The sequence below is a fragment of the Ornithinimicrobium cavernae genome (genome assembly GCF_003121625.1).
GTDB classification, from domain to species: Bacteria; Actinomycetota; Actinomycetes; order Actinomycetales; family Dermatophilaceae; genus Ornithinicoccus; species Ornithinicoccus cavernae.
In genome coordinates this window covers 1-5,768 of sequence record NZ_QDDJ01000025.1, presented here as the reverse complement: position 1 = coordinate 5,768, position 5,768 = coordinate 1, and the positions used below count along the sequence as shown (strand labels likewise).

At 72.9% G+C, this 5,768-nt stretch carries 4 protein-coding genes and 1 tRNA gene; 4 read left to right on the top strand and 1 reads right to left on the bottom strand.

Going from position 1 to position 5,768, the window contains the following annotated elements; all coding sequences use genetic code 11:
* Positions 1-225: 225 nt before the first annotated feature.
* Entirely contained in the window at positions 226-1,230 is a 1,005-nt protein-coding gene (gene selD, locus DA085_RS20530; RefSeq protein WP_109474861.1) for a selenide, water dikinase SelD, read from the bottom strand.
* A 37-nt stretch (positions 1,231-1,267) separates the two neighbouring features.
* Here selD and DA085_RS20525 point away from each other — a divergent pair.
* From DA085_RS20525 to DA085_RS20510, 4 genes are all read left to right on the top strand, one after another.
* Positions 1,268-1,363, top strand: a tRNA-Sec gene (locus DA085_RS20525).
* 91 nt (positions 1,364-1,454) lie between these two features.
* The gene (locus tag DA085_RS20520) at positions 1,455-3,314 is read left to right on the top strand and encodes a SelB domain-containing protein (RefSeq protein ID WP_237565646.1); all 1,860 of its coding nucleotides are present in this window, start codon (positions 1,455-1,457) and stop codon (positions 3,312-3,314) included.
* Between the two features lie 183 nt (positions 3,315-3,497).
* Entirely contained in the window at positions 3,498-4,430 is a 933-nt protein-coding gene (locus DA085_RS20515) for a serine protein kinase RIO (protein ID WP_237565645.1), read from the top strand.
* 8 nt (positions 4,431-4,438) lie between these two features.
* Complete coding sequence (locus DA085_RS20510; protein WP_109474859.1) at positions 4,439-5,677, top strand: MFS transporter; 1,239 nt, start codon at positions 4,439-4,441, stop codon at positions 5,675-5,677.
* Positions 5,678-5,768: the final 91 nt, after the last annotated feature.

Sequence of the window (5,768 nt, the reverse complement as noted above, 5' to 3'; positions counted from 1 at the left end):
CCGACACCAGCTCTTCGGACAAGCCACTTCCCGGACCCGCACCACCTACCCTACGACCCCGCTTCCAGCAGCCTCTTGACACAGAGGGGTGCCAGTTGAGTGCTGTCACGACCAGCATCACGCAGAGCGCCCAGGACGGATCCATCACATTCCGCTTCGTCAGTGCGCTGCTCTCGACGCTCCAGTCCGCTGACGTGCGTTACGAGACCAGGGCTCCCCACGCCCTCACGCGACCTCGATCAGCACACCCTCGTCCAGGCTGCCTGCTGGCACCGTCTCCCCCACCACCGGTGCGCCCGGGATCTCTCCCACCACGAGCAGACCGCCGGAGGTCTGGGCGTCGGCCAGCAGGATCAGCTCGTCCTCCCCGACACCCGGGGTCGACAGGTACGGACGCACCCAGTCCAGGTTGCGTCGGGACCCGCCCGGCACATGGCCGGCGGCGAGCGCCTCACGGGACCCCGCGACATACGGCACCGCAGCGGCATCGATCCGGGCGGCGACGCCGGAGGCCCGGCACATCTTGTAGAGATGCCCCAGCAGCCCGAAGCCGGTGACATCCGTCGCCGCCCTCACCCCTGCCGCCAGGGCGGCGCGGGAGGCGTCCCTGTTGAGCGCAACCATGCTCTCGACCGCCTCGGTGCTCACCTCGCCGGTGGCCTTGTGCCGGTTGTTGAGCACGCCCACCCCCAGCGGCTTGGTGAGTGAGATCGGCAGCCCGGGTTCGGCCGCGTCGTTGCGCATGAGCCGGTCGGCGGGCGCGGTCCCGGTGACCGCCATGCCGTACATGGGCTCGGGCCCGTCGATGCTGTGCCCGCCGAGCACCGGGCAGCCGGCCTGGGACGCCACGTCCAGGCCACCGCGCAGGACCTCGCGCAGGAGCTCGGTCGGCAGCGCCTCCCGGGGCCAGGCCACGAGGTTGATCGCCATGACCGGGGTGCCGCCCATCGCGTAGATGTCCGACAGGGCGTTGGCCGCAGCGATCCGGCCCCAGTCGTAGGCGTCGTCGATCACCGGCGTGAAGAAGTCGGCCGTGGACAGCAGCGCCGTCCCGCCCTCGATCCGCACCGCCGCAGCATCGTCACCGTCGTCCAGCCCGACGAGCACCTCGGCGGTCGGCTCCGGGATCGAGCCGTGCAGCCCGGCGACGATCTGCTCCAGCTCACCGGCCGGGATCTTGCACGCGCAGCCGCCGCCGCGCGCGAACTGGGTCAGCCGAATCGGATCCATGGCCTCACCGTATGTCGTCGCGACTAGGCTGCGAGGCGGAGGCGTCTGGGTTCCTGGTGGGCCCCCCGGTCTTCAACACCGGTGAGGCCGAGCAGCTCGGTCTGGCGGGTTCGATTCCCGTCCGCCTCCGCCACACGTCCCCGGACACGGGAGGATGCCGGACGGTCCCGGCGGGAAGAGAGCGCGGGAGGATGCCGGTCGGTCCCGACAGGGAGGCAGCGCGGGTGAAGCGGGTGCTCGCCACCGCCGGCCACGTCGACCACGGCAAGTCGACGCTGGTGAGGGCGCTCACCGGCCGCGACCCCGACCGCCTCGACCAGGAGAAGGCCCGGGGCCTGACGATCGAGCTCGGCTTCGCCTGGACGACGCTGCCCAGCGGCGTGGACGTCGCCCTGGTCGACGTGCCCGGTCACCAGCGCTTCATCGGCACCACCCTCGCCGGTCTCGGCCCGGCCTCCGCCGTGGTGTTCGTGGTCGCTGCGGACCAGGGGTGGCAGGCCCAGAGCTCCGAGCACCTGGCCGCAGTCCGCGCCCTGGGCATCCGGGAGGGTGTGCTCGTGCTGACCCGGTGCGACCTAGCGGACTCCGACCGGCAGCGAGCGGTCCAGGAGGAGGCCCAGCGCCAGCTCAGCGCGGCCGGCCTGACCCTGCCGGCGTGCCCCGTCTCGGTCGTGACAGGCAAGGGGATGGATGCCCTGCGGGCGGCCCTCGACGATCTCGTGGACCGGATGCCTGCCCCCGACCCAGGGGCACCGGTGCGGCTGTGGTGCGACCGCTCGTTCACCGTCCCCGGCGCCGGCACCGTCGTCACCGGCACCCTCGGTGCCGGCACCCTGCGGACCGGCGACCACCTCACCCTGCTCTCCGGCGACCGTTCCCGCGAGGTGGTGGTCCGGGGCCTGCACAGCGAGGACGTCGCCCACGACGTCGTCGGGCCGGTGTCCCGGGTGGCAGTCAACCTGCGGCGCACCGAGACCGAGCTGGCCGGCCGCGCCTCGGTCCTGTTCACCCCCGACTCGTATGCCGTGGCGCAGGTCATCGACGTCGCGCTCACCTCCGTGGACACCGGCCTGCCGCGGTCCGGGCGACCGGACCGGCACCGTCCCGCCCCTCCGGAGCAGGCCGTCGTGCACGTCGGGACGGCCGGGCTCCCCGCGCACGTGCGACCGCTCGGCGACGGACAGCACGCCCGGGTGACCGTGTCGGCTCCCGTGCCGTGGCACGTCGGCGACCTGGCGATCCTGCGCGATCCCGGAGACCGACGTCTGTGGTCGATCCGCGTGCTGGACGTCGACCCCCTCCCGTTGCGGCGGCGCGGAGCGGCGGCCCGCCGCGCCGTGGCACTGGCAGAGAGCAGGGACCCTGCCGGCACCAGACTGCGGTCCCGCTCGGCGGAGCACCCGGACGTCCTGGCCCGGCTGGGTCTGCCCGAACCGGCCGGTGGCACCCAGGTCGGCGGGTGGTTGGTCGACCCGGCGGCGCTCGAGGACTGGGGCGAGCGGCTCGCCGGGCTGCTGCGGGACCATCACGCACAGCACCCGCTGAGTCACGGCATACCGCTGGCCGAGGCAGCTCGCGGACTGAACCTTCCCGAGCACCTGCGCCCCGCGGCCGCCGGGGGGTCCCTGCCCCGCGAGCTCCCGGACCCAGCACCACACCTGGTCCGCCACCTCGCGAGGACGGCCGGCCTGGCCACCACCGACGGCCGCGTGCACAGCGCGGACGGCGGTGGGCTCGGGAGTGCCGAGGCGGCCGTGGCGTCCGTCGAGGAGCGGCTGCGCGCCGACCCGTTCGCCGCCCCGGACCGGGACGACCTGGCAGCGCTGGGGCTGGGCGCCACCGAGCTCGCCGCGGCGGCACGCACCGGGCGGCTCCTGCGGTTGGCCGACGACATCGTGCTGCTGCCCGACGGCCCCGCCCGGGCGATGCGTGAGCTCGCCGCGCTGGAGCAGCCGTTCACGCTGAGCGCGGCGCGGCAGGCGCTGCGCACCACCCGACGCGTCGCGGTGCCGCTGCTGGAGCACCTGGACGAGCGCGGGTGGACCCGCCGCCTCGACGGCCAGCTCCGCCAGGTCGTGCGCTGAGCCTCGGCAGACCGCAATAACCCGTTGCGGCGACGAGGTGTCCTGCGCAACCCTGGCACACGACATACGGCAGCTGCCGTGACCACGGGACCGCTCGACGGGCCCCCTGAGGAGAGGAGATGGACATGTTCACGACTGTCTCTGGTGTGCCCACCGCTCACCTTTCCCCTCTCAGGAGTTCACGTGCACGCACAGCACCAGGACCACGCGTCCACCCGTAACACCACGCGCCCTGCCGGGCGCACCTCCGGCGACCAGCGCGCCGACGACATCGACCCCTTCTTCGTCTTCGACTACGTCCCGATCGACGGCCCCGACGACACTCCGCGCGACGGCCGAGGCACTCAGGAGGCCCCGCAGGACCAGCGGTTCACCACCTACTGGGACGTCGAGAGGGGCTGCCGCGGACCGGATCCGCTCCCGGACTGGGTGATCACCGACGCCGGTGCCATCGACTCCGAGCTCGGTGTCCTCAAGACCGGCAAGGAGGCCGACGTCTTCCTGCTGGAGCGGGCCGCGCCGGACGGCACCCGCGTCGTCATGGCAGCCAAGCGTTACCGCAGCACCGAGCACCGCACCTTCCACCGCAGCGCGGACTACACGCAGGGCCGGCGCGTCCGCCGCAGCCGTGACCAGCGAGCGCTCAGCCGAGGGTCGGCATACGGTCGCGCCGTCGCTGCCGCCCAGTGGGCCGTCGCCGAGTGGGATGCCCTGTGCCGCTACTGGTCTGCAGACCTACCGGTCCCCTACCCGGTCCAGATCGACGGCACCGAGATCCTGATGGAGCTGATCGAGCACGACGGCACGCCGGCACCCCGACTGGCGCAGGTCAGGCCGGACCCGGACCTGCTCGAGGAGTACTTCCTCCAGCTGCGCACGGCGATCTCGGTGATGGCGGCCGAGGGTGTCACCCACGGCGACCTGTCGGCCTACAACATCCTCGCGGCCGGCGAGCGCCTGGTCATCATCGACCTCCCGCAGGTGATCGACCTGGTGGCCAACCCCAACGGGCCGGACTTCCTGATGAGGGACTGCCGCAACATCTGCTCGTGGTTCCGGTCCCGCGGGCTGGACGTCGATCCCCGGGTGCTCTTCGAGGAGGTCGCACCTGCTTGACTGTCGGCATGGCCGAGGGCGGGGTGCTCCGTTACCCGGCCTTCGTGCGGCTGTGGCTCTCGGACACCGTCAAGTGGCTGGGGCTGTTCACCTCCGGTCTCGCGCTGCAGCTGCTGCTGATCGAGACGCTCGGCGCCGACCAGACCGACCTGGGCCTGGTGCGGTCCGCGCAGTGGCTGCCGATGCTGCTGTTCGGGCTCCTGGCCGGGGTCCTCATCGACCGGGTCCGTCGCCAGCCCGTCCTGGTCGCCGGGGACGCGGTCTGCGCGCTCGCTTTCGGAGCCATCGGCGCCCTCGGGGTCCTCGGGAAGCTCAGCGTCCCGGTGGTGGCCGCCCTGGTGTTCGTGGCCGGGTGCGCCTCCCTCTGCGGCACGGCCGCGCACCAGTCGTTCCTGCCGCGCCTCGTGCCGACCTCGCTGCTGCCCCGGGCCAACTCACGGATCGAGCAGTCGATGACCGCGGCCGAGGCGGTGGGTCCGTTGCTGGCCGGTGTGCTGGTGCGGACCCTGTCGGCCCCGGTGGCGGTCCTCGTCAACGCCGGCACCTATGCCGTCTCGGCTCTCGTGCTCTCCACGATCCGGGTCACCGAGCCGGCTGCCACCGACCGCGCGGACCGGCACCTGTGGCGCGAGCTGGTCGAGGGAGCCCGCTACGTCTACCGGCACCGCATGCTGGCGCCCTACGCGGTCGGGCTGCACACCTGGTTCTTCTTCAACTCCGCGGCGATGACGATCCTGGTGTTCTACGCCTCCGAGGAGATCGGGCTGGGCCCGGTCGCGATCGGCCTGCTCCTGGCCTCCGCCGGCGTCACCGGCGTGCTGGCCGCCGGCCTCACGCCGCGCCTCAGCGAGCGGTTGGGCCTCGGCGGGGTGATCTGCTTCGCCGGCTGGCTGGCCCCGGTGGCCTTCCTGGTGACCGCCCTCGCCCCGTCCGGGGCGGCCGGCCTGGCGGCACTGGTCGCCGCGCAGCTGGTCTACGGCGTGTCCAACGGACTCAGGGGGCCGCTGGAGATGAGCTACCGCAACGCCGTCACGCCCGACCGGCTGCGGGCCCGCATGAACGCCACGATCCGCTCCCTCAACTGGGGCACCATCACGGTGTCGGCGCCGCTGGCGGGCTGGTTCGCGGTGACCTACGGCAACCGGCCGACCCTGCTGGTGTGCGTCGGTGGGCTCGTCATCGCGGCGCTGATCCCCACCCTGTCACCGTTCCGGCGGGCGCGGATGCCCGTGGACGGGACCGGCTAGGAGACTGCTGAAGAAGGGGCTTGTCGGGGTGGTTTGTGCGTGGGTGGCGGGCGAGGCGCCACGGATGGGCCGTCTTGCGGCGTGTTGAGGT